This window comes from Fontivita pretiosa, from assembly GCF_050410795.1.
Taxonomy (GTDB): Bacteria; Planctomycetota; Phycisphaerae; order Tepidisphaerales; family Tepidisphaeraceae; genus Fontivita; species Fontivita pretiosa.
Genome location: NZ_CP191258.1, coordinates 2,448,582 through 2,470,075, shown reverse-complemented (window position 1 = coordinate 2,470,075; position 21,494 = coordinate 2,448,582). Strand labels below are relative to the sequence as shown.

Annotated in this window: 21 protein-coding genes; 6 read left to right on the top strand and 15 right to left on the bottom strand. The window is 64.8% G+C overall.

Features of this window, described 5'->3' with window-relative positions:
* Positions 1-34: 34 nt before the first annotated feature.
* Positions 35-1,588 carry a hypothetical protein gene (locus ACQS5P_RS10050; RefSeq protein WP_428940757.1) on the bottom strand — a complete coding sequence of 518 codons (1,554 nt, stop codon included), beginning with the start codon at positions 1,586-1,588 and terminating at the stop codon, positions 35-37.
* 247 nt (positions 1,589-1,835) lie between these two features.
* Here ACQS5P_RS10050 and ACQS5P_RS10045 point away from each other — a divergent pair, with 247 nt between their 5' ends.
* The 3 genes from ACQS5P_RS10045 (at position 1,836) to ACQS5P_RS10035 (ending at position 4,930) form a co-directional block, all read left to right on the top strand.
* The gene (locus ACQS5P_RS10045; protein ID WP_428940756.1) at positions 1,836-2,642 is read left to right on the top strand and encodes an HAD-IIA family hydrolase; all 807 of its coding nucleotides are present in this window, start codon (positions 1,836-1,838) and stop codon (positions 2,640-2,642) included.
* Positions 2,643-2,711: 69 nt separating this feature from the next.
* The gene (locus ACQS5P_RS10040) at positions 2,712-3,878 is read left to right on the top strand and encodes an endo-1,4-beta-xylanase (RefSeq protein ID WP_428940755.1); all 1,167 of its coding nucleotides are present in this window, start codon (positions 2,712-2,714) and stop codon (positions 3,876-3,878) included.
* Between the two features lie 86 nt (positions 3,879-3,964).
* Positions 3,965-4,930 carry a DUF1559 domain-containing protein gene (locus tag ACQS5P_RS10035; protein WP_428940754.1) on the top strand — a complete coding sequence of 322 codons (966 nt, stop codon included), beginning with the start codon at positions 3,965-3,967 and terminating at the stop codon, positions 4,928-4,930.
* 89 nt (positions 4,931-5,019) lie between these two features.
* Here ACQS5P_RS10035 and ACQS5P_RS10030 read toward each other — a convergent pair whose 3' ends face one another.
* From ACQS5P_RS10030 to ACQS5P_RS10015, 4 genes are all read right to left on the bottom strand, one after another.
* The gene (locus tag ACQS5P_RS10030; protein WP_428940753.1) at positions 5,020-5,934 is read right to left on the bottom strand and encodes a suppressor of fused domain protein; all 915 of its coding nucleotides are present in this window, start codon (positions 5,932-5,934) and stop codon (positions 5,020-5,022) included.
* Between the two features lie 143 nt (positions 5,935-6,077).
* Positions 6,078-6,344: a type II toxin-antitoxin system RelE family toxin gene (locus tag ACQS5P_RS10025; protein ID WP_428940752.1), complete on the bottom strand. Its 267-nt coding sequence runs from the start codon at positions 6,342-6,344 to the stop codon at positions 6,078-6,080.
* On the bottom strand, positions 6,341-6,535 hold the full coding sequence (locus ACQS5P_RS10020; RefSeq protein WP_428940751.1) for a hypothetical protein: 195 nt from the start codon (positions 6,533-6,535) through the stop codon (positions 6,341-6,343). Before ACQS5P_RS10020 ends, ACQS5P_RS10025 begins: the two co-directional genes overlap by 4 nt.
* Before the next feature lie 4 nt (positions 6,536-6,539).
* Positions 6,540-7,562: a hypothetical protein gene (locus ACQS5P_RS10015; RefSeq protein ID WP_428940750.1), complete on the bottom strand. Its 1,023-nt coding sequence runs from the start codon at positions 7,560-7,562 to the stop codon at positions 6,540-6,542.
* A 112-nt stretch (positions 7,563-7,674) separates the two neighbouring features.
* Between ACQS5P_RS10015 and ACQS5P_RS10010 the strand changes: the two genes are divergently transcribed.
* Positions 7,675-8,295 carry a DUF6677 family protein gene (locus tag ACQS5P_RS10010; protein ID WP_428940749.1) on the top strand — a complete coding sequence of 207 codons (621 nt, stop codon included), beginning with the start codon at positions 7,675-7,677 and terminating at the stop codon, positions 8,293-8,295.
* Positions 8,295-8,531, top strand: coding sequence for a hypothetical protein (locus ACQS5P_RS10005; RefSeq protein ID WP_428940748.1), 237 nt, complete (start codon positions 8,295-8,297; stop codon positions 8,529-8,531). Before ACQS5P_RS10010 ends, ACQS5P_RS10005 begins: the two co-directional genes overlap by 1 nt.
* A 1-nt stretch (position 8,532) precedes the next feature.
* On the opposite strand, the gene murJ is transcribed toward ACQS5P_RS10005, so the two are convergent.
* Positions 8,533-10,236 (bottom strand): murein biosynthesis integral membrane protein MurJ, encoded by a 1,704-nt coding sequence (murJ, locus tag ACQS5P_RS10000; RefSeq protein ID WP_428940747.1) that lies wholly within the window; start codon positions 10,234-10,236, stop codon positions 8,533-8,535.
* A gap of 82 nt (positions 10,237-10,318) precedes the next feature.
* A complete protein-coding gene (locus ACQS5P_RS09995) occupies positions 10,319-11,413 on the bottom strand; it encodes a thiamine phosphate synthase (RefSeq protein WP_428940746.1) in 1,095 nt (364 codons plus the stop codon).
* Between the two features lie 174 nt (positions 11,414-11,587).
* Between ACQS5P_RS09995 and ACQS5P_RS09990 the strand changes: the two genes are divergently transcribed.
* A complete protein-coding gene (locus ACQS5P_RS09990) occupies positions 11,588-12,595 on the top strand; it encodes a DNA-methyltransferase (RefSeq protein ID WP_428940745.1) in 1,008 nt (335 codons plus the stop codon).
* A gap of 96 nt (positions 12,596-12,691) precedes the next feature.
* Here the strand turns inward: ACQS5P_RS09990 and ACQS5P_RS09985 are convergent, their stop codons facing one another.
* From ACQS5P_RS09985 to ACQS5P_RS09950, 8 genes are all read right to left on the bottom strand, one after another.
* Entirely contained in the window at positions 12,692-13,888 is a 1,197-nt protein-coding gene (locus ACQS5P_RS09985) for an oligogalacturonate lyase family protein (RefSeq protein ID WP_428940744.1), read from the bottom strand.
* A gap of 103 nt (positions 13,889-13,991) precedes the next feature.
* Positions 13,992-14,540, bottom strand: a complete 549-nt coding sequence (locus ACQS5P_RS09980; protein ID WP_428940743.1) for a hypothetical protein — start codon at positions 14,538-14,540, stop codon at positions 13,992-13,994.
* An 89-nt stretch (positions 14,541-14,629) separates the two neighbouring features.
* Positions 14,630-15,796: an ABC transporter permease gene (locus ACQS5P_RS09975; RefSeq protein ID WP_428940742.1), complete on the bottom strand. Its 1,167-nt coding sequence runs from the start codon at positions 15,794-15,796 to the stop codon at positions 14,630-14,632.
* Between the two features lie 62 nt (positions 15,797-15,858).
* Positions 15,859-17,010, bottom strand: a complete 1,152-nt coding sequence (locus ACQS5P_RS09970; protein WP_428940741.1) for an ABC transporter permease — start codon at positions 17,008-17,010, stop codon at positions 15,859-15,861.
* Positions 17,011-17,087: 77 nt separating this feature from the next.
* Complete coding sequence (locus ACQS5P_RS09965; protein WP_428940740.1) at positions 17,088-17,792, bottom strand: ABC transporter ATP-binding protein; 705 nt, start codon at positions 17,790-17,792, stop codon at positions 17,088-17,090.
* 191 nt (positions 17,793-17,983) lie between these two features.
* A complete protein-coding gene (locus ACQS5P_RS09960; RefSeq protein ID WP_428940739.1) occupies positions 17,984-19,522 on the bottom strand; it encodes an efflux RND transporter periplasmic adaptor subunit in 1,539 nt (512 codons plus the stop codon).
* Positions 19,523-19,615: 93 nt separating this feature from the next.
* Entirely contained in the window at positions 19,616-19,981 is a 366-nt protein-coding gene (locus ACQS5P_RS09955) for a hypothetical protein (protein WP_428940738.1), read from the bottom strand.
* A 203-nt stretch (positions 19,982-20,184) separates the two neighbouring features.
* A complete protein-coding gene (locus ACQS5P_RS09950) occupies positions 20,185-21,480 on the bottom strand; it encodes an alpha/beta hydrolase-fold protein (protein WP_428940737.1) in 1,296 nt (431 codons plus the stop codon).
* Positions 21,481-21,494 lie beyond the last annotated feature (14 nt).

Sequence of the window (21,494 nt, the reverse complement as noted above, 5' to 3'; positions counted from 1 at the left end):
AGATACGATTCTGAGCAGACGGCTGAGCATGCGATCAGTGTACCCGATCCGGCGGTTGGCGCGTCACGATCAGCACCGTGTACTGCCCGGCCTGAAGGGTCTGGTAGGCGATGCCGTTCGCATCGAGATATCGTGCGTAGGGTTCGGGGCGCTCGGGCGGCCAGTGGGGATGGAAGATCAGGGCCGTTACCGGCTCGTTCAGGTAAGCCGTGCGGTACGGCTCATAACGGTCGTCGTCCGGTTGCAGCGGAACGATGGTCGGCTCCTCCAGGAACAGGAAGGTCAGGCGGTAGGCCAGCCAGTAGTCGGCGGCGGCGTAGCGGATGCCGCGCCGGCGGAGCAGGTCGCGGAGCTGATCGATCTCGTGCATCGCCGGGCCGATGCTGTAGCGGGGCATCGGGCCATTGACGTAGAAGCCGTAGCTGAGCCAGCCGCTGATGGTGGCGACGAGGAACCAGGGGGCGATGGCCAGGGCCAGCCGACGCGCCCCCAGCCATGCTGCCAGCGGCGCCAGCGCGAACGGGGCCATCCAGAACATGGGTCCCAGATATCGAACAGCCCAGACATCGACGGGCATGACCGAGAAGATAAAGCCTGTGATAGCGCCCAGCGCCGAGACGAAGCCGAAGATGCCGAGCCGGCGGGCTTCCCATGAAACGCGTCGGCTCGTGATGCCCAGCACGGCACCGCCGATGATTCCCGCCACCAGCGACCACCCTCCGACGATCAGCAGAGCCAGCCACGGCATAGGCGCGATGCGAACCGATCGCTGGGTGTGGACGACGTTGTCGGTATAAAGCCCATAGCCCAGGGCCAGAGGCAGACATCGGTTCCACAGCAGCTCAAGGTTATGGCCGATGCGCTCGAAGGTAAGTTCTGCCGGAGCGGTCTGGGCGGAGGGGTTGAGTCGCGAAACCAGAAAGACGGCGGCGGCCAGAAGCACCGCGCCGCCCGCGATCAGTGCCCGGCGGGCGATGATCCGGCGAGTGCACGGGGGATCAAGCAGACACAGGAGGATCAAACTGAGCATTCCCCCGGCGAACAGGACCGCGTACAGGTCGATCACGATCGCGAACAGGCCCAGAAATGACCCAAGGGCGTATCGCAGAAGCGGGCGTGCGGAAGCGGCGGCTCCATCCAGCAGCCACACCGCGGCGAAGATCACCGCCACGCACCACTGCCGGTTGGCCGACAGGATCGGCCAGGTCAGACCCCAGTTGGTCACCACCAGCAGGGGAAGCACCGTGAGAAGGGCCGGCGGCGTGCCGATGCGTTTGCGCAGCACGATGACGGCGAGGCTGGCCACGACGATCTGCCCGAGTATCGGGACGATCATCAGCACGTGCGCGGATGGGCCGAAGATCGCGAAGAAGGGCGCGGTGATCAGCGGATCGATCGCGCTCTGATAGCCCGGTCCCCACAGCAGCCAGGACCATTCGCCGCGCAGCAGGTGCATGGCCTGAAGCGCGACGGCGGCGGCGTCGGAGTTGACGTCGCGGGCGTTGATGAGGATGGGCAGGCGAAACAGGATCGTCGCGATGACGAGCAGGAGGATGGCGCGGAGGATCGATGGGGCCTGATGCCGCACAGAGCGGAGATTATGCGCCCCGCCGAGCCAGGGCCAAGCGGAGCGAATGCCCCTGTGCATTTCACGCGGTATCACGGTCGGGACGCCCGTGCCCGGCGGCATGACGTGATGAATGGCCCGGAGATCGGACCTTCAAATCCGAGCGAACCCGCATGGTCGGGGGGCGGCCATGCCACAGTTGGCTCGGACGTGACACAAGGGGAGATCGCTTTGCGTCGGTGCGGCCGGGGCGTACACTCGCCGGGCCGTGGCGATCGATCTGGCGAAATATGATGCGGTTTTGCTGGACCTGGACGGGACGGTGTATCACGAGGACCACCCGCTGCCGGGGGCGGTTCAGCTCATTCGCGCGCTTCAGGAGGCAGGCAGGCGGTTCGCGTGCCTCTCCAACTCGGCGGCCAGCCCGCTGCGGGTGATGGATCGCCTGCATCTGATGGGCGTAGACCTTGAGCCGGATCAGATCTACACGGCCGCGGCGGCGGCGTGTGATTACGTGCTGGAGGAGTACGCTCGGCCCGGTCGCCAGCCACGGGTGTTCAACCTGGCCACCGAATCGGTCCAGGAGATGCTCCAGGGGATGGTGGAGTGGGTGCAGACGGCCGGCGAGCCGTGCGACGTGGTGCTGGCCGGGGCGCCCAGTAATGTCTATGCGACCGAGGAGCGACAGCGGATTGCGCTACAGTTGCTGCGGCGCGGCAGCGGCACGGCGCTGGTGGGGCTGAGTGCCGACCGGGTGTATCCAAGCCCGCGAGGTCTGGAATTCGGATCGGGCGCGCTGTGTGCCATGCTCAGCTACGCCGCCAACGTCCAGCCGATCTTCTGCGGCAAGCCGCAGCCGGTGTTTTTCATGGAGCTGTGTCGGCGGCTGGGAGTGTCGCCCGCCGGGTGCATCCTGATTGGTGATAACATCGAGTCGGACGTGGTCGGGGCCAAGGCGGTGGGGATGGCGACGGTGTTGACGCTCAGCGGGGTGACGCGTCGGCGGGATCTACAGAACCTGCCGCCGCAGCTTGAGCCGGACCTGGTGGTGGAGGATCTGTCGGAGCTGATTTGAGCAGCCGAGAAGGTTGACAGCCGGGCGTTTTTGCCGGAGGATAGGTAAACGATTACCACAGGGAGTTCCATGGGTCATGCCGCGCTGCTGCTGCTCGGTTCGCTTCTGCTGGCCGCCGTCGTGATGTGCGCCGCGGGGGTCGGCGGCGCCCAGCCGCCAGCCGGTGCGGCGCATGCGCCTGCCGCCGCCACCCTGCGCCAGGCCGCGCCCGAGGGGTTGCAGATCGGGGCGGCGATCATGTCGGCGGCACTCGATGATCCCCGACTCGCCAGGCTCATCGCCACCCAGTTCAACAGCCTCACCGGGGAAAACGAATTCAAGCCCTCCAGCCTTCAGCACGAGCCGGGCAACTTCACCTTCGATCGCGCCGACCGCATCGTCGCCTTCGCCCGGCAGCATGACATGAAAGTCATCGGGCACACGCTGGTCTGGCACCACCAGTCGCCACGGTGGATGTTCCAGGATCAGGCCGGCAACCCGCTGCCTCGCGAGCAGGCGCTGGCGAACTTGCGGGATCACATCACGACCGTTTTGCAGCATTTCAAGGGTAAAGTCCATGGCTGGGATGTGGTCAACGAGGCGATCAGCGACCGTGGCGAGGAATACCTGCGCGACACGCCCGCACGACGCGCCATTGGGGATGATTACATCGAGCAGGCGTTCCGGATCGCTCAGCAGGCCGATCCGGATGTGGAGCTTTACTACAACGACTACCTGATCGAGCGCCCGGGCAAGCGCGAAAAGGCGCTGCGGCTGATCCGGAATCTGAAGGAAAAGGGCGTGCGAATCGATGGCGTGGGGATCCAGGGGCACTGGTCGCTGGATGGATCGAGCCTGGAAGACATCGAGCAGGCGATCGTGGCGTTTGGCCAGCAGGGGCTGAAGGTGATGATCACGGAGCTGGACATCGACGTTCTGCCGCGGCGGCAGCGCGGCAGCGCGGACCTGAGCGCCACCGAACGCCAGGGGCTGGACCCTTACAAGGATGCTCTGCCGCCCGAAGTTGCCCAGCAACAGGCCCGGCGATACGCCGAGCTGTTCGAGCTGTTCTGCAAACACCGGCAGACGGTCACGCGGGTGACGCTGTGGGGCGTGCATGACGGGCAATCGTGGCTGAACAATTACCCGGTGCAGGGTCGAACGAACCATCCGCTGCTGTGGGACCGGCGACTGCAAGCCAAGCCGGCATTCGAGGCGGTGCGGGGGGCATTGGCGTTGTGCGCAAAATCGCAATAATTTTACGCGAATCTGCAAACCGTCCCGGGCAAGCCTGAGGTATGCTTGCAGGACCAATCCTATACTTGGCTTGGTGGAGGTCCTGCATGTCACGGTCGAGCAGAAACGCGAAGACGGTCCCGTCTGGTTTCACCCTGGTTGAACTGCTGGTGGTTATCGGAATCATCGCGATCCTGATCGCGGTGCTGCTTCCCGCCCTGAACAAGGCGCGCGAATCCGCCCGCGCCGTCCAGTGCATGAGCAACCTGCGACAACTGGCCATCGCGACGCAAAACTGGTGCGCCGAGCACAAGGGCAAGATGCCCATGCCCGGCGGACGAAACCTATTCATCGTGGAGCCGACTGGCGAGTATCGGCCAGCCGGAGGTGACGAAGACGTTTACGCCAACTCCGCGAACCTTGCCGACTGGATCTGCTGGCCCCGACACCGGGACCCGGTCAACGGCAAGATCACGACCGCACCCGACTTGAACATCACGTATTCGGGACTGGCGAAATACCTCGGCTCCAAGCACATCCAGAGCCAGAACATGAACCACGCCCGCGACGTGAACCCGAAGCTCGAGGCGATCTTCCGCTGTCCCTCGGACAATATCGAGCAGCGAAACAGCTTTAATGACGCTTCCACGGGGTGGTATCGCTACAGCTACTCGATGAACTATTGGTATGCGGGCTTAGTAAGAAACCAGCCCCCGCGTCCCACCGTCGATGGATTGTTCAATGGGAAGATCTCGGGGATCAAGAAGCCCGGCGAGAAGATTCTCTTCGTCTGCGAGGACGAGAAGACGATCAACGACGGAGAGTATAACGCCAGTGCTCAGGATTATGTGAACAACACGTGGACCGCTCTTGTGGCTTCACGCCATGAGCTGAAGAAGCGTCGGGCGGTCTGGGGTCGAGAGGGCACCAACAGCCCGATTCGCGACAAGAGCAACGAAGACGCCCGCGGCAATGTCGTGTTCGCCGACGGGCATGGCGAGTTCTTTGGCCGCAAGGACGCGCTGCGGCAGAGGTACACGGGCAATCCCAACCCCGATCCGCCAGGCTTCTAATCGGCGGCGGGTCGCAGATTCGGTTCATATTTTCAGGGTGCGCTTCGCCGACGCACCCTGATTTTTTGCGCTGTAAGACCAGCGCCGGATCAGACAAGCCCCAGTCGCCGCGTGCACAGATTCTGCCGCTGTGGCCGGATCAGCTCGGTCATCTCCGCCCGCTGGAACAGCTCGAACAGCTTCTCTGTCCCGCGCTTCAGCTTGTAGTTCATCTCCTGCGGATGGATGGGGCACAGGGCGTAGAAGTGGATCCTCGGATCACCCCTCGCATCGTCGCCCACAGGCAGCTCCATCGCCCCCGGCGAGAGGATTGGCGGCATCAGCAGCATGCAACTGAGCTTCGTGTCGCTGGCGTATGGTTCGGCAGGCTGGCCGTTCGGGATCGTGTGGCCCATCGCCAGATAGGTGCCCTGATCGTGCGGCAGGTGAGCGATGGTCATCAGGCATCGGATCGGCCACCAGAAACGCGGGTCGTCCATCAGGTCGCGATCGAACGAGCCGTCGGGGCGGATCCCCGGCCAATCGCCCGGCAGCGCGATCATCAGCTCGGCCAGCCGTGGGACATCCGGCGACTCATCGGCGGGCACATTCATTTCCCGCGCGCTCAGCCCGGCGGTCACGATCGTGAAATGATCCGTCCCCAGCGGGTGCTGGTCGCCGGGGGGCTTGCGCGTCGGCGGGACCACCAGCAGCGCCATCGCCGCCTGTCCGCTGCTCAGCTCGTGGAACACCTGCCCGATCGGACCGATCGTCTTTTCGACGTGTTGTTCGATCTGCGCAAGGCAGGGCGTGGCGTCGGGAGCGGCGCAGAGGTCGGTTCCCCAGCCGCCTGGGGATTCGAGCTGCGCCGCCGTTGATCCGCCGTCCGCCCGCGCCGCCGCGGCCGGCGGAAACGGCACGGTGAAGATCTTGCGACACTGCCTGCACAGCGCCTGCCGGCCGGCGTGTCTGTCCTTCAGCCTGTAGAGCTGCGCACAGTGCGGACATCGGCACACGATGGACATCGAAGAGCACTCCGTACATGCGGCGATCGCAACCGATCATACCGCTGCGGGTCCCACTGCTGACACTGTGAAATGCTGGCTTACGGGGGATTCCTTGTAGCAGGCGCCGCCGACCCGGTAAGTCAGAACAAGCGCGACTGCACTTATGGAAAGAACCGATATAACTCGCGGCGATGCAGGCAGCGGATGAAGGTCACTGTATTTGCTGTAATCTTCAATCCAATCCGCCAATGTCCAATCCTGATGCGGTAGTACTCCCGGGCCCCGCTCAGGCGCTTCAGCGATCGCACCATGTCCGGGGAAGTGGCTTGCTCGACGTTCGCGATAGCGTCAGCCACCGCTCGGCGCACTTTGGCATCCCGCAGCTTCTTCACGTCCGCAAGGAAGCTGGAAAGGAAAATGGCCCTCACTTGTGCCCCGAGAGTGCCCGCATGACCTTTTCCCTTTTCACCGGCTTGGTCTTCTCGCCTCTGCGAATTGCCGCCGCCAGTGCCACGTCCTCGATCACCTCGGCCAGCAGATCGCGCAGTGCGTCGCGGTTCTCGCGCAGACTCTCTGCCAGTGCCTGTTTCAACTCCCGAGTCAGGGTCGAGCGTGTCATGAGATCATTGTAATCGCGCCACGAACCGCGATCCAAAATACTCATCGGCTCGCTTGCGACCCGTGGATCGCATCCATTCCCGAAGAATTCGGTCACACCTCACATCCCGCATCACCTGCACCGCCACGCCGAGCTTGCGCACCGCAGCGATCTGCCCGGAGAAAACGCGGTCGCTGGCCACCACGAGTTGGGCGAATCCGAACACGTGAAACATGCTGTAGGCGATGTGGTCCGGGCCACAAGTCAGCAACAGCGTCTTGTCCTTCCAGTGATCGCGGCCGCCGCAGGCGCGCCAGGCGACCATCGCCGCCACGGCGCTGGGGTCGTTGTCGGTGGCGATCCGCGGATGCCCGCAACCGATCACCTCCCCAGCGCTGTCGAGGATCACCGCGCCGATGGGGGCTTCGCCGGCGTCCAGACCTTCGATCGCCTTGCGATGAGCCAACGCCAGCAGATCCCGCACCCGCGACCGTCCGCGCGGGCCGCGCAGGTCGAACGGCGGCGGGTGTCGGCGCTTCCAGACGCCGATGTCGCGATCCCAGATCGTCGCGTTTTTCGGGTCGCGCACCCACTTGCCGAACGTTCTGATGATGCCCGCGTGATTCGACACCACGGGGGTCAGCCCCACCTTCGCATAGCCGCCGAAGTCAGGCCTGTAGTTCACCGCGTCGAGAATCCGAATCTGCCGGATCCCCATGTGCAGGGCCAGGCAGCACTGGCAGAAGGGGCAGGGGTTTAGCGACGACGTCGCCACGACATCGCGGTATCCGCCGCTCAGGCGTCCCATGTTCATCACCGCGCCGGTTTCCCCGTGGATCCCGGGGATGCCCTCGCGCAGGCGGTTGTAGCCGAAGCCGAGAATCTGGTGGCGATCGTTTCCGACGCGTCGAGACATGATCCCGGCGATGGGAATCATCCCCAGCTTCAGGGCGTGCCGGACCAGATCGTAGACCGCCTGATCGAGCTGCGGTTCCGTGACGATCTCGCCTTTGTGGATCGGGGGCTGCGGCAGGTTGTGGCTGAGCATGCAATGGAGCATACGACGACGCGGTCGGCGGTGCGACGCCGAGCGATCGATCCTGTTGACGCGACAGCAGACTTGCCCCGGAATGTCGCGGCGATACAGTATCGCGACCAAAATGAGCGATCCGCAACCGCCCGACAACGACTCGTGGTATGCCAAGCTTCCGCCTCCGGTGATCGCGCTGGCGGGGTGGCTGATGCCCGGCGCGGGATACTGGCTGATCGGCCAGCGCGCCCGCGGAATCATCGTGGGCGCTTCGATCATCGTGCTGTATCTGTCCGGGTTGCTCGTCGCGGGCGTGCGGGTCATCGAAGTTCCCGGCTACGACAGCCAGAGCGGACATCAGATCCGCGTCTCCCGCGGGCGGATCGTCCGCCCCAGCGAGCGTTTCGCCTACGAGTCGGCGGGGTGGATCCTGACCCACGGCGGGTTGATCTCCGAGATCGCCAACAAACCGTGGTTCGTGGGGCAGGTTCTGGCCGGGCCGATCGCCGTCGTCAGCGCCGTGGCGTCGGTGCAGGCGGCGCAGCAGGCGTATGAGCAGGTGCAGCAGGCGCCCGATCAGCCGCCGCTGAGCACTCGCCCGCACGCTCCGCTGGAGGCCGTCGGCGTGCTCTACACCGCCGTCGCGGGGATGCTCAATCTCCTGGTCATCATCGACTCGACCTACCGTGCCGGCCAGCGCGCCGCCGGCCAACAGACGCAAACGCGCCTGCGCGTTGCGGGGGGGCAGTGATGTTCACGAGCCTGTTGGCACAGTGGCGGCCGTTTCTCACGCCCATGCCGATCTACGACTACTGGTATTGGCTGTTGCTGCCGCTGTGCCTGATCTTCTCGATCGTCTACAAGTCGGTGAAATGCGAAGACGTTCGCCAGATTCCCCGCGCGGCTCTGGGCATCACGATCTGGATCCTGCTGGGAATGGGCGCCGCGGCGCTGGTGCTGACACTGGTCGTCAGAATCCTTGAATGATTCAGAATTGCCGGGCGCGGCGACGCAGGTGCTTGGTCACATCAATCCCCATCGCGGCGCAGGCGGCAAAGTAGACGGCGGCGCCCACCGTCATCAGAATCACGAGCTGCATCCCCCAGACGATTTTGCCGGATCCGCCGGGAAATCCCGGCATCCGCTGAACGCTCCAGCACGCCAGCCACATCAGCAGCGTGGCCGCGATCATCCTGCCGACCGGCGCGGCGCTTTGTCGCAATCCCAGTCCGCCCAGCCGGCGATCCAAAATCCACAGCATCGCGATCGACTGGATCGCGAAGCTGACCAGCGTGCCCACGGCCATGCCGCTTTCGCGCAGGCCGGTCCACAACAGCGGCAGCTCGACGACGAGGTTGATCAGCAGGTTGTAGGCGGTCCACTTCAGCGGGGTGTGGGCATCATGCAACGAATAGAACCCGCGATTGATGATCTGGAGCATGCTGAAGGCCCAGATCGCCCCGGAGTAGATCGCCGTCGAAAGCGCCACCCATTGCGCGGAAGTGGCGCTGAACCGTCCGCCCTCGAACAGCAGCCGGATCGCCGGCGTGGCGACGATGATCATGCCCGCGCTGGCGGGCAGACCGATGAACAGGCTGGCTTCGATGCCCTGGCGGAGGGCGCTTTTGAAAGATTCGCTGGTCGGGTCGGTCGCTTCGCGGCCGAGCGTCGGGAAGATCGCCGTCGCCAGCGCGATCGCGAACACGCCCAGCGGGAACTGGTACATGAACTGGGCCAGATCCAGGCGGGCCGCAGCGCCTTCGAGCAGGGGGACTCGAATCACATACCCGAAGACGCTGAGCGTCTCGTACCCCGGACCGGCCGCCAGGAACTGGCCGATGCCCTTGTCCAGCATCACGCCGATCTGGAGCACGCCCGCGCCTCCGGCCAGCGGCAGGGTCAGCAGCATGAGCTGCTTCACCGCGGGCGTCCAGCAGCCGAGCATGATGCGGAAACGGAAACCCGCGGCGCGAAGCGATGGAAACAGGATCAGCATCTGCGCCACGCCCGCCAGCAGCACCCCGCCGCAAAGCCAGTAGGCGGCGGTTATCTGCTGGACGCGGTCGGTCAGATCAAACGTCTTGGCGACGATCGCGATGATCACGATCAGGCACAGGTTCAGTACGACCGCGGTGAACGCGAAGGCGGCGAAGCGGTGATGCACCTGGAGGATGCCCCCGAGAAACGCCGTGAGGCATACCAGCGTCACGTACGGCAGCATGATCACCGAGAAGCGCAGGACCAGCAGGTTGTTCGCCGACCAGTCGAACAGCACCAGCAGCCCCAGCAGCAGCAGTTCCCCCAGGATCGTGATCGCCAGCAGCAAGCCGCCCAGCAGATTCACTGCGGCGGCGGCGAAGTCGTGCGCCGAATGGATTGCCGCATGCTGCCCGCCCTCCGCTGCCTGCTCATCGCGCTTGACCGCCTGGGCATACAGCGGCACGAACGCCCCGGTGAGCGCGCCTTCGCCCAGGAGCTTGCGGAACAGGTTCGGGACCGTGAACGCCACCTTCCACGCCGCCCACACCCCGGTATCGCCGAAGTATCGGAACGCGATCATCTCCCGCAGCAACCCGACGATCCGCGAGACAAACGTGATCGCCCCGATAAGCCGGGCGTGAGAAACGAACGACCGCGCGGCCGGAGAACTCTTGGATTGCGGGGAACTCAGGATTGCGGCTTCGTCGGACATCCGTTTCCTTCAGGGTGCAGTCACCAGCAGGGTGCAATCACCAGGCAGATACAGCCATCACAGAGCCTGGCTCGCAGCAGCTTCAGACGGCTGATGTGCCCAAAGCCCGCGGGTGTTTGCTCGTGTCGTTCATGGCTGCGTGGCGGCGAATCCTTTCTTTGATCTGGCTCGCGGCGGCGCGGATGTCGGGGGCACTGATGACCGCGGCGGTCACCGCCACGGCGCCGACTCCCGTCGCCAGTACTTCATCGACATTTGCCGCCGTGATTCCCGCAATTGCGACCGCGGGGATGGGCAGCCCGGCCTGCGCGACCTGCCGGGCAAATTCCAGCCCCGGCAGAAAATCCCGCGGCTTGGTGCTGCTGGGGAAAACCGGACCCACACCAATGTAATCAGCCCCGTCGCGCACCGCCTGTCTGGCCTGTTCCAGCGTGTGCGTGCTGACGCCAACGATCTTCTGCCGCCCGACGATCTTGCGAACCTCCACAGCCGGCAGGTCGCCCTGCCCCACATGCACCCCGTCGGCGCCGCTGAGGATCGCGATATCCGGGCGATCATTGATGATCGAGATCACGTTGTGCCGGCGGCACAGTTCGACCAGTTGCCGGGCACGCTTCAGCAGCTCGCCGCTTTCAAGCTCCTTTTCCCGAAGTTGAAGACAATCCGCCCCGCCCGCAATCGCCTGCTCGGCCGCTTCCAACCAGGGCCGGGAGCAGAGTTTCTCGGTGATCAGCACGTACAGACGAACGGATGCCAGGCCGCCAGCGGCGGGGCGAACGGTGCGCGCGATCTGTTGTTCGATGTCGTAAAAGCGATACCGCAGCGATTCGATCTTCGAAGCAGCAAGGGGATCTTCGGTTTTCAGATACTCCTCGATGGTGCGCAGTGCTTCGCCCAGGCGTTTGCCCGCCGCCGTCACCACCTGCCCGATGTCATCGCGCCGCATTTCCTGATCCGTTTTGGTCGCCGTGCCCACATCCCCCGGCGTGTCGCGGTGGAGGATGGCGTCGGCGACGAAGCCGCCGCTGGCCTGGGCCAGGTCGTGTCGAAGCTGCTTGAGCCTGCCGCAGATCAGTTGGTCGTTGAGCACGAAGCGGGCATAGTCCTCGATGACCCGCAGCGCTTCGCGGGCGCGGTTGGCGTTGGCGTCGAGGATGCGCAGCAGCGACGGATTCATGCTCAGCCTGTGGAAGGTCCGATTATAAACAGGGTCTTTCGCAATGCCATGAACCGCCGCAAGCAGGCATACATCAAGAGCTTATCCGCGCTGCGGCGTGCCGCTGCCGATAACCTGGCAGCTAAGTCCGGTAACTTTTGCGCCACAAGCCCGGGCCTTTACAATGCGCGCGGCATGATTCAGACCAATCAGATCATCCAGGGAGATTGCGTCAAGCTGCTGAATGAGAGGCCGCCGGCGTGGGTGGACCTGGCGTTCGCCGATCCCCCCTTCAACATCGGCTACCTGTACCACAACTACGACGACCGCAAGGACGTGGACGAGTACATTGCATGGAGCGAGCAATGGATGCGTGCGGTGCATCGGGCGCTGAAGCCAACCGGCTCGTTCTACCTGGCGATCGGGGATGAGTTCGCCGCCGACCTGTGCGTCGTGGCCCGGCGGAAAATCGGCTTTCACCTGCGCAACTGGATCGTCTGGCACTACACCTTTGGCCAGCAGACCAGGAAGATGTTCGCCAAGAGTCACACACACATCCTGTATTTCACGAAGGAGAGGCCGAACGCGGGGATGACGAACATCACCTTCAACGCCGACGCGGTGAGGGTAGCCAGCGCCCGGCAGACGACCTATGCCGACGCCAGGGCCAACCCCAAGGGAAAGCTCCCTGACGACACGTGGTTCCTCCGTCCGCAGGAGGCTGCCCCGCATGGCTATTTCGAGCCCGGCATGGACACGTGGTACGAGAGTCGCGTATGTGGAACCTTCCGCGAGCGTGAAGGCTGGCACGGATGCCAGATGCCCATCGCCGTGCTGAACCGGATCATCCTGGCGTCGAGCAATCCGGGCGACATCGTCCTGGATCCGTTCAATGGCAGTGGGACAACGGTCGTTGCCGCGGCACTGCTCGGGCGGCGATACGTCGGGATCGATCAGTCTGAAGAGTATGTCCGCTTTGCCCGCAAGCGTCTGGAGCATGCGCTTCAAGCGGCAAGGCAGGCGTCTCGATCGTCCATGTCCGCGGGTACGTCCGCCAAAGATGCCCCGGCGATGGTGTTCGACGTATCGGTGGTCGCCGATCCTGCCCGCGCCAGCCGCGTGATCACCGACACCGACGCTTTCGGTCGCCCGCGCGTGCCGCGCGATCGCCGCCGCAAAACCGCCGCCGACACCCGCGCCTAATGGAGGCGGGCTGATCTGCCCAGGTTGCCCACCACCCGCGCCACGCCGCGGCGCAGCCGCCGGATCACAGCCCAAAAGGATTCTTCGCATCCGAGCCTACGACCCGGCCTTGGCGATCTCCACCGCGAACACGTGGCTGGGGCCAAGCATGTTCGACCGGAACACGATCCATTTCATGTCCGGCGTGAAAGTCACGTTCGGCTCCAGCGCGTAATCGTGCCGCGACATGTTCACCAGCCGCTCGCTGCGCAGAATCCCCGGACGGATGAGCCTGCTTGAATCGACATCCGGCGGGCCACGGTCCTCAAGAAGCTCGGGGCGGAAAAGATAGATCCACTTGCCGTCCCTGGCCCGGGCCACCATCCCTTCGCTGCCACCATCCCCGGCGAACAGCTTGCCATCCGGGGAACTGACGAAATGCACCGACCACTCATCGCGCTGAAGGCTGTACCACGTGCGCCTGCCCGTCTCCAGCTCGTACCCGGCCACCCAGAAGACCTGTCCCCGCGGGGTTTGAAGGTCGTACCACACGGTTTTCCCATCGGCGCTGAACCACTCGTGTCCCTCGATCTCCATCGCCATCGTGCGCGGGTGAATCATCGTCAGTCCCGAGCCGTCGGTGCGGATCGTCCAGGTGCGATCCACCTTGTGCCACGGACCTTCGTGACAGAACAGCAGCAAATTCGGGTCGGTCGGCGAAAACTGCACGTGGTTCAGCCAGTGCTTGCAGCGATGAAACCTCTTCAACTCCCCCGTGGCCGTGTTGATCGTGAACAGCTCCATCGGCAGATGCTGGTTGTACCGCCAGTCGATCCGCTGCGCTTTGGTCAGGTTCGCCGGAGCGGAGGTCGCACCCGGCGTGCTTCCGTCCGGGCCGTAGGTGATCGTCCCGGCTATCAGGGTCTCGTCGGCATTGACGCTGTTGACCGACCCGCCCGGCGGGATCGGCGCGATCTGCCGAGTCGCCCTTGTGTACACATCCGTCGCGAATATCGCCCCCTCACGCGTGTAATAGATCGTGTTGGTCCTGTAGCCGACGATGATCGGACGGGCCTTGCCCTGGACGATCAACTCGACGGCGCGCGTCTGCAAATCCACCGCCGCGATCCCGCTGGGCGTCGTGATGATCAGCTTCTTACCGTCGGGCGTGTAGGCGTTCTGATGAAAATACAGGCTCAGACTCCCCGGCTCGCTGGACAGTCGAATCACGCGATGCCCCGTGTCCGCGTCGATCCACTCCGTCGCAAGCGACTGGTCCGCACCGCACGCCCAGGCCGACAAGGCACAGCACATCGCCAGCACACATCCAACTGACCATAGTGACATCATGAGCACTCCGTTGTCGCGCGGCGGGGGTTCCAACCCGTGCCGAACATTGCCTCGATTGACCCTTCGATCACTTCTCGACAAACACCCCATCCGCATTCACCAGCAACACCGCGCCATCGGGCGTGGGCTGGGCCGTGCCCGTGACCACCAGCCGGGCCAGGGGCTTTACGCCCGGCAGGCTCGAGAAACTGCCCTTCAGCGGGCGGCCCTGGGCATCGACCACCTGCACCGTAAGCGTGTTTTTGGCGAGCACGTCCGCCGGCTCACAGCAGGCATCCCACGGCGTCTTGCAGGCGTCGCCTTCGCTCTTTTCGCAGGTGTTGATGTTCGCATCGAGCAGCGTAAGGATCGCGCGGTTGGCGGAGATGGGGTTTTCGCTTCCCGCTACCACGCCACGCACCACCACACGATCTCCAGGCCTGGCCGACGCCTTCACCGCCGCCACGTCCTTGGCGTCCACCGGCGCCGACGCCAGCGCCAACGTCGCCGGCAACGGCTCGGCGGCTTCGGCGGCCGACTGCGGCGTCGCCTGCGAAGTCTGTGAGCCTCCGTTATCGCACCCGACGATCGCCACACCCGTCGCCAGCATCATCGACAGTAACATTCGCCTGATCATGCGTAGCTCCCATCAACTGAATTCGAAATCACCGATCTGAAGTCTCCGATCGCAAACCACAAATCGCAAATCAGAGCGCGCACATCGCGTCACACGGCCTTCAGGGCCTCGGCGATCGGCAGGCGCAGGCACCGCCAGGCCGGCGGGATCGCGCCCAGCACGCCCACGATCGCCCCGGCGGCGATGCCGATCAGCACGACCTGCGAATCGATCACCAGCCCGAACACGCCCATCGAAAACCGCACCGTCAATCCATCCAGCAGGACAAATCCCAGCACCAGCGCCAGCAGTGTTCCGGCCATCGCCGCAAGCACCGACTCCTGCATCAGGCTTTTGACGATGGTTCGGCGGCTGAAGCCTATCGCCTGAAGCGCCCCGACCTCGCGCACGCGCGAGGCAAACGCGGCGTACATCGTGTTCAGCCCGCCCAGGATTCCCCCGCTGGCGATCAGCACCGCCGTCACCCACACCATCGCCCGGATCGGCGAGAAAAAATCCCGCAGCTTGCGGTAGTAGTCCGCCTCGCGCACCGCGATCAGCTCCAGATCCAGACGCTGTTTGGCGAACACGTCCACGTCATCGTACTCCGCATCATCCTCCAGCGTAAGCACGACGCAGGAGAGGTTGTCTCGCCTGGCGGCGATTTGCAGGTCCGTCAGCGGGCACCAGATCTCCGATTCGATCACCGATCCCGGCGCCTCGAACAGCCCGACCACCGTCCAGTAGCGATCGTCGAACCAGACGCGCGAGCCGATCGACAGTTCCGACGGCGCAAAGCCCAGACGCTGGTGCGCCAATCGACCGGCGACAATCTCGTCGCGCCCGACCTGGGGCAGCCGCCCTTCGATCAGCCGCACGCCCGCGTGTACCAGCCACGCCGTCGCTGTGATGCCCCGGATCATCACCTGCGGCGTGCTCGTATCCTCAGGTGCCCGCCGCACCGTCGTCTGCATGTGAACCTCCGGCGAGACGTACGCCACGCCCAGCCGGTTGCGAATGCCCTTCACGGCGGCGGCGACCAGCCCCGGCACCGCCGGGCTTATTTCGCTTCGCTCAACGCTTTCTTCACTTCCCGCGCCGAAGAGAATCACGTTGCGATCCCCCGTGCGCACCATCAGGCTGCGGTTCATCCCGTGCACGAACGCTCCCGCCGCCAACGCCAACAGCACCACCAGCATGCTGCCAGCCAGACTCAACAGCAGCCGCGCCGGCGAACGCCCGAGATTGCGGATCGCGTAGTCCAGGGGAAGAGACATCGCAGTGTTCACCAATAACAAGGCCTCAGAGTTCTCATGCGTCCGACGCTCCTGTTCTGCGGCTACACGGCTCTGAAGCACTCGACGATCTTCCGTCGCGAGGCCTGCCAGGCGGGAACCAGCCCCGCCAGCACGCCCAGAGCGCCGGAGATCGCCAGACCGATCGCCACCACGCGCCATTCCGAATGCACGTTGATACTCAGCCCCTCGGTCGTGAGGCTGAATGTCCGCCACGTGAGAATAGCGGTGGCGATGGCGGTCCCTACCGCGCCGCCGAGCAATCCGACAAACATGCCTTCGGTGACGATCAGCCGCGCAATCAAACCGCTGGAGAACCCCAGCGTCTGGAGTACCGCGTGCTCGCGGATCCGATCCTGCACGCTGAGCACGATCGCGTTGCCGATCAGCGCCAATACCGCAACCAGACACCCCCAGGCCAGGTATTTGGTGAACTGCACGATGCGGATCACGTCCTGCGCCGCCCGCGCCACGTACGCCTGCTCGCTGCTGGTGCTGGTGGGGTCCGGATCATTGGCGAACTCGGCGTCGATCGCCCGCGCGACGGCGTCCAGCTTCCCGGGGTGGTCCACCGTCACGTTGAACTGCGTCACCACGCCCAGCTTTTTCAGCCTCGTGGATTGCTGGAGGAACGGCAGGTGAACGTACGCGACGTTCTGATCCTGCTCGCGGTCGGAGCGCAGGATGCCGGCGATCGTGACGGTGACGCCAGCGGCCTGGAAGCGGTCGCCCACGCGCAACCCCCGCCGCCGAGCCAGCGCCTCGCCGAGCAGGGCGGAATCGCCGCGGCCGGTCCATTGTTCGATCGAGCCATCGACGATCCGGGATGATTTGATGTACTGCGGCAGCGCTTCGGGCGGCACGCCACGGAACGTCACCACGTCCAGGCTCGCCCGGCAGTTGCTCACCACGATCTGCATCGGCACGACCGACACCACCCCGGGGATCCGCGCGATCCGCGACTGATAGTGCTGCGGCAGGCGGCTGGTGAACGGGCAGTAGCGGTTCTGGCGATACACGACCAGCGTGGTCTCGTTCGCCGCCGTCTGCGTGGCCTGGCGCACGCCCGCGTTCATCGCCTGAATCGCGCAGAACAGGAACATGGCGGTGGCGACGCCAGCGAGGGTAAGCCCCGTGCGGGCGCGCCTGCGCAGCAGTTGCTTGAGGACCAGCGGAATGAATTTCGGCAGCACCATATCGCACCAAAAAGGGGTCGGCACCAAAAAGGGGTCGGGAGTCTTTTCGCGGCGGAAAAGACTCCCGACCCCTTTTGCTAAACAAAGACTCCCGACCCCTTTTTCGCGGGGCGCTCGGCCAGCTTGCCTTTTTCCAGATGCAACACCTGCTCGGCGTAGGCGGCGCAGCGGGGGTCGTGCGTCACCATGATCAGCGTCTTGCCCAGCTCTTCGTTCAGCCGCTTCAGCAGCAGCATGATCGCCTCCGCTGAAGGCCTGTCCAAATCGCCGGTCGGCTCGTCGGCGACGAGGATCGTCGGGTCGGTGACGATCGCGCGGGCGATGGCGACGCGCTGCTCCTGCCCGCCGGAAAGCTGCCGCGGGTAGTGATCGTGACGATCCGCCAGCCCCACCAGCTCCAGCGCCGTCGCCACCCGCTCGTGGCGCTGCCGCGCGCTCAGCTTGTGCAGCAGCAGCGGCAGCTCGACGTTCTCGTACGCCGTCAGCACCGGCACCAGGTTGTAGAGCTGGAAAATGTACCCCACATGGTCCGCGCGCCACGCCGCCAGTTTCGAGCGGCTCAGCCTGCTGATCTCCACGCCGTCGATCGTCAAGGTGCCCGACGTGGGCGAATCGATTCCGGCAATCAGGTTCAGCAGCGTCGTCTTGCCGCTGCCGCTGGGGCCCATCAACGCCACAAACGTCCCGCGCTCGATGTCCAGATCCAGCGAATCGAGCGGCCGGATCACGTTCTCGCCGCGCCTGTACTCCCGCGTGAGATTTCTACACTCGATGAACGCCATAATCCTCTACAATCCTTTTCCCAATGCATGCCCGATCGAAGCGCACGCAGTGTCACGGGCGTCGCGCCCGTGCCGGGTGCTTCGCGTTCTCGGGAATCCTCAACATCGCGTTTCCTTACTCCAGTCGTACCTTCGCACGACCGAGACGGCCGTGACACGAGGCGCGCGCACTCGACGCACGCTGTGGATCGTTACGGCGTCTTCGCTTCGCCAACGATTTGGATCCGCTGCCCGTCGGTCAGCTCGACCGGTTCGGCGACGACCGCGTCGCCGGCGGACAGACCCGACATCACCTCGATCCATCCATCCTGCTTCAGGGTTCCGGGGGTGATGGCGCGCTTGACGGCAACACCGCGTCCCCGGTCGGCCAGCCACACGAACTTTGTCGCGCCATCCGTCCGAATCAGCGACTCCGGAACGAACAGCGAAACTGTCGAGCCGGAGGCGACGGAGCTGGTCGTTGCGTGAGCCGTCGAGTCCGTGCCGGCCGACAGGAACCTCACCCGCGCCAGCATTTCCGGCTTGAGCTGCGGATCGGGATCGTCTATGCGGACCTTGAACTGAAGCGTGTTTTTGGTCACGTCCGCCTCGTGCACCACGCGCGACACCACGCCCCTGAACACCCGATCGGGCATCACGTCCGCGACGATCTGAGCCGGCATCCCCACGCCCACCTTGGCCGCGTCGGCCAGGGGAACATCCACGCGCACCTGTAGCCGCGAAGGGTCATACAGCCGCACCGCGTGCGCCGACATCGCGGAATCCATCCCCAGCACGAGCTTGCCGCCCGGCTCGACCAGTCGGTTCATCACGATCCCGTCGATGGGCGCGCGGATCTCCATGCGGCTCAGCCGCAGCTTTGCCTCGGCGAGCTGGGCTTCTGCCAGCGCCATGGCGGCTCTGGCGGAGTCCAGCGCGCGGGATTCCTCGATGCGCAACCTGCGATGCTCGCGTGCGGCGGCCAGCTCCGCCTGGTGCTGGCGAAGCAGTGCCTCCAGTGCCGGCCGGCGGGCTTTGGTCGCCTCCAGCGTCGCCCTTTGCGCGCTCAGCCGGAATTGCGTCCCGACCAGCTCCAGTTGCGACGCGGCGCCGCTGGAGCTGGTCTGTTCGATCCGCCGCAACTGGTCGGCCAGCTCGTCAACGCGCGCCTGTTCGGCCTGAATGTCGGCTTCGAGCTTGAACAGCTCGGCCCTGGCCTGATCGACCAGAGCGGCGGCGGTGGCGACGGCGCGGTCGCGCTCGATGGGGTTGTCCCAGGTTCGCTCGGCAGCCAGAAGTTCGGCGCGGCGAGCGGCAAGCTCCGCCTCGGCACGCTGCACCGCCAGCTTCGCATCGTCATCGATCAGCCGCACCACGACATCGCCGGCCTTTACTCTCTGCCCCTCCAGCACGAGCACTTCGCGGACGACTCCATCCGCCAGCGCCGAAGCCGCCACCGGATACGGATCAGGTTCGACCCACCCGGCGGCCTGGGTGACGATCGTGCCGGGGGCGCCGGAAGCAGCCGAAGAACTGTTGATCGCCCGGGCGACCACCGGCACGATGCGCAGCGGCGTCGCCGGAAGCAGCGTGTCGCGCGCCGACCAGGCCGTCACCGCCAGCAGCGACAGCACGATTCCCGCCGGAAGCAGCAGGCGGGTCTTCCACGGATACGGCGGGCGGGGAATGGTGTGCCGCTGCGAAGACGATCGGGTAAGCAGCGAAAGATCGGCAGTTGTTTTCGACGTCATGGTTCTCACCGCACAGAAGCGAAGTGGCTGACGGACAAACACAAACGCGATGTGCGCGCGGCAGGCGCGCAACGGCAGCAGAATTCGGGTGAGCTACACGCGCGGGGGTGGAACCAGCGGATCCTTGGCGCTCTGGTCCAGCGCCGTCGCAGGATCGATGTTGATCCGGCTTAACCGCGGCAGACTGCTCAGCAGGGTCTGCGGCATGATGATGGAAAGCATTCCGCCGTTGGCCTGGCACAGAACGCACGTGCGGCAATCGGGATCGCCGGCATCATCATCCGCGGGCGCGGGATCATGCTGAGGGCCTTGAGGCTGGCAGCATGGCCGGGCGGTGGCGTCAGCCAGAGCGCGGCAGATTTCCCCCGCCAGGGCCGGCACCTGGTTGGCCAGCAACACCGCCAGCGCCAGCAGGCACACGCTCAGCCGGAATCGAACTGTGCGACGCGAGGCAACCATCGCCGGGACTAGTGTAGCATCAAAACCGCGGTGTGTCTCGCGGACTCAAAAGTGATGCATGAAAACGGCATTGCGGCGGCGGTCTTTTACGTGCCACGGGCATCTCACCCGTGCGATGGCGGCTTGCACGGGTGGGGTCGCCCGTGACACAGGCTGGCAGTGCTCGAATCCCTGCACCACATGACGGGCACAGCCTGCAAAGTCTACCCGGCGCCTGCCGCGGCGGGCTGTTCCGCCGGCTTGGCAAACAGGAACAGCAGCACCTGATCGATCCTTGCCTGCCATGCCGATTCGTTATGCTCCCCGCCAGGGATTTCCGTGTACTGATAATCGATCCCCGTACGCAGCCCCGCGCCCTGAAGCACTTGTACCAGTGCCCGCGCGTCTCCCATCGGATCGGTGCCGGGGTAGTTGCCCTCGCCCCTGTCGCCCATATCGATCCACAATCGCATGCCTTTGATCCACTGCGTATCACCGGCCGACAACTCCTGGACGATGTCTCGCTGCCCGACCCGCAGGTGCGGCGTGAGCACCGCCACCTGTCCGAACACGCCCGGAAACGTCTTGGCGATGTAGAGCGTGATCATCCCTCCCATGGATGATCCGGCGAGGGCCGTGTTCTTGCGATCGGGCCTGGTGCGATAGGTCTTGTCGATGAAGGGCTTGACTTCTTCAATGACGAATCTGGCATAGAGCAGCCCGCGCTCCGATTCGCCGCCGGCGGTGCTGTGTGGCTGCGGGGGAGTGAACTCCGCCGTCCGCTGTTCGCTGTTGTAGATCCCCACGATGATCAGCGGCTCGATCCGCCCCTCGCCAATTAATTCCTGCGCCGCCTCGTCCACCTTCCATTCGATACCCGCGAAGCTCGTGGCGGCGTCGAAAAGGTTCTGCCCGTCGTGCATGTACAGCACGGGGTATCTGATATCCGGCGACTGGTCGTACCCCGGCGGCAGGTAGACCATGATGGTGCGCTCGTTGTTCAACAGCTCGGACCGGAACTTCCTGTGCTCGCGGATGGTTCCCGATAGGGTATGCAAACCCGGAATGCTCTTGCCCCCGTCCACCCACGTGGCGATCGTGATGGGAATGGTCGCGTCCTGCTCGACCATCAGAGTCCGGTTGGGGATCTCCTGGCCCTGCGGGCCGCGCTCGACCGTGCTCCAGCTTCCGCGAGTGACCTTGTAGGAATACTCGATGCCGCTGAGGACTTCGATTGTGCCGCGATACTTGCCGTCCTGCCCCCGCGTCAGCGCCACCCCCGCACCGTCCCATCCGCCCATCTCCGGAGCGTTGCCGCTGATCCACAGCGGCTGATCCTCAGGCGTACCCGGGCACGGCTGGACCTCGAACGTCACCTTTACCGGCCGGCGCGCCCCGCCCCAGGCCTTGTATCGCTGGAGCTCCGCCTCGATCTGCCGGGTGTGTACGGCATACCAACCGGCGATGGCGACCGCGACCAGAAAGAACAGGACGAACACGACCAGCAGGGCCCGTTTCATGACCGATCCCTCAC

Coding starts and splice junctions, on each gene's coding strand:
- ACQS5P_RS09980 (WP_428940743.1), bottom strand. CDS start 14,540: ATGATCAGGCGAATGTTACTGTCGATGATGCTGGCGACGGGTGTGGCG.
- ACQS5P_RS09970 (WP_428940741.1), bottom strand. CDS start 17,010: ATGGTGCTGCCGAAATTCATTCCGCTGGTCCTCAAGCAACTGCTGCGC.
- murJ (WP_428940747.1), bottom strand. CDS start 10,236: ATGTCCGACGAAGCCGCAATCCTGAGTTCCCCGCAATCCAAGAGTTCT.
- ACQS5P_RS10040 (WP_428940755.1), top strand. CDS start 2,712: ATGGGTCATGCCGCGCTGCTGCTGCTCGGTTCGCTTCTGCTGGCCGCC.
- ACQS5P_RS10035 (WP_428940754.1), top strand. CDS start 3,965: ATGTCACGGTCGAGCAGAAACGCGAAGACGGTCCCGTCTGGTTTCACC.
- ACQS5P_RS09955 (WP_428940738.1), bottom strand. CDS start 19,981: ATGGTTGCCTCGCGTCGCACAGTTCGATTCCGGCTGAGCGTGTGCCTG.
- ACQS5P_RS10030 (WP_428940753.1), bottom strand. CDS start 5,934: ATGTCCATCGTGTGCCGATGTCCGCACTGTGCGCAGCTCTACAGGCTG.
- ACQS5P_RS09995 (WP_428940746.1), bottom strand. CDS start 11,413: ATGAATCCGTCGCTGCTGCGCATCCTCGACGCCAACGCCAACCGCGCC.
- ACQS5P_RS09960 (WP_428940739.1), bottom strand. CDS start 19,522: ATGACGTCGAAAACAACTGCCGATCTTTCGCTGCTTACCCGATCGTCT.
- ACQS5P_RS10005 (WP_428940748.1), top strand. CDS start 8,295: ATGTTCACGAGCCTGTTGGCACAGTGGCGGCCGTTTCTCACGCCCATG.
- ACQS5P_RS09990 (WP_428940745.1), top strand. CDS start 11,588: ATGATTCAGACCAATCAGATCATCCAGGGAGATTGCGTCAAGCTGCTG.
- ACQS5P_RS10010 (WP_428940749.1), top strand. CDS start 7,675: ATGAGCGATCCGCAACCGCCCGACAACGACTCGTGGTATGCCAAGCTT.
- ACQS5P_RS09950 (WP_428940737.1), bottom strand. CDS start 21,480: ATGAAACGGGCCCTGCTGGTCGTGTTCGTCCTGTTCTTTCTGGTCGCG.
- ACQS5P_RS09975 (WP_428940742.1), bottom strand. CDS start 15,796: ATGTCTCTTCCCCTGGACTACGCGATCCGCAATCTCGGGCGTTCGCCG.
- ACQS5P_RS09965 (WP_428940740.1), bottom strand. CDS start 17,792: ATGGCGTTCATCGAGTGTAGAAATCTCACGCGGGAGTACAGGCGCGGC.
- ACQS5P_RS10015 (WP_428940750.1), bottom strand. CDS start 7,562: ATGCTCAGCCACAACCTGCCGCAGCCCCCGATCCACAAAGGCGAGATC.
- ACQS5P_RS09985 (WP_428940744.1), bottom strand. CDS start 13,888: ATGTGCTGTGCCTTGTCGGCCTGGGCGTGCGGTGCGGACCAGTCGCTT.
- ACQS5P_RS10020 (WP_428940751.1), bottom strand. CDS start 6,535: ATGACACGCTCGACCCTGACTCGGGAGTTGAAACAGGCACTGGCAGAG.